The organism is Frankia sp. CeRuru1 (assembly GCF_977966315.1).
On record NZ_CDWWEW010000541.1, the window covers coordinates 1,363 to 2,137 of the forward strand.

Consider the following 775-nt stretch of genomic DNA (forward strand, 5'->3'; position numbering starts at 1 on the left):
CTGAAGCGATCCCGATCTCGTAGACAGTCGACGTAAAGTCCACTGACTACCAGGGAGATCCAGGGATGGGATCGACGCGGAGGAAGTTCACCCAGGAGTACAAGGACGAGGCGGTCGCTCTCGTCCTTGGTTCGGACCGTACGATCGCCGAGGTGGCGAAGAGCCTTGGGATCAACGAGACGAGCTTGGGGTAGTGGGTGAAGAAAGCAAAGGATTCCGACGAGGGCAAGGAGCGGCCGCTATCGGTGTCCGAGCGCGCCGAACTCGAGGAGCTACGGAAGAAGAACGCACAGCTGCAGATGAACAACGCTTTCTTAAAAAAGTCGCGAGCTTCTTCGCGAGCGACTAGAAGTGAGGTTCGAGTTCATCTCGGCCCACGCCCCGAAGAAGCCTGCTCCCGCCGACGGTGTGAACACGTTCCCCGTCGACTACCTGTGCCGGAACCTCGGCGTCTCCCGCGCCGGCTACTACGCTTGGAAGAACCGCGGACCGTCGAAACGCGAGCGGGACGACATCACCTTGTCCACGAAGATCCGGGCGATTTTCGACGCGCGCCACGGCCGGTACGGCGTGCGGCGGATCTTCGCCGACCTCCGCCGCCAGGGCGTCCGGGTCGCCTACAAGCGGGTCCAGCGGCTCATGGCCCAGCTGGGTCTGGTCAGCGTGCACCCGCGGCCCCGCAGGCACCTCACGACCGTCCAGGCCGCCGAGCCCTCGTCGCTGCCCGACCTCGTCGGCCGGGACTTCACCGCGAAGAGGCCAAATGAATTGTGGT

At 63.7% G+C, this 775-nt stretch carries 2 protein-coding genes; both read left to right on the plus strand.

Annotated features, from left to right (window positions below; genetic code table 11):
• Window positions 1-65 precede the first annotated feature (65 nt).
• The gene (locus AC08OP_RS24045; protein WP_476616255.1) at window positions 66-194 is read left to right on the plus strand and encodes a transposase; all 129 of its coding nucleotides are present in this window, start codon (window positions 66-68) and stop codon (window positions 192-194) included.
• Between the two features lie 157 nt (window positions 195-351).
• The coding region (locus AC08OP_RS24050) for an IS3 family transposase (protein ID WP_476616256.1) at window positions 352-775 on the plus strand (424 nt) is incomplete at its 3' end.

Coding starts and splice junctions, on each gene's coding strand:
- AC08OP_RS24045 (WP_476616255.1), top strand. CDS start 66: ATGGGATCGACGCGGAGGAAGTTCACCCAGGAGTACAAGGACGAGGCG.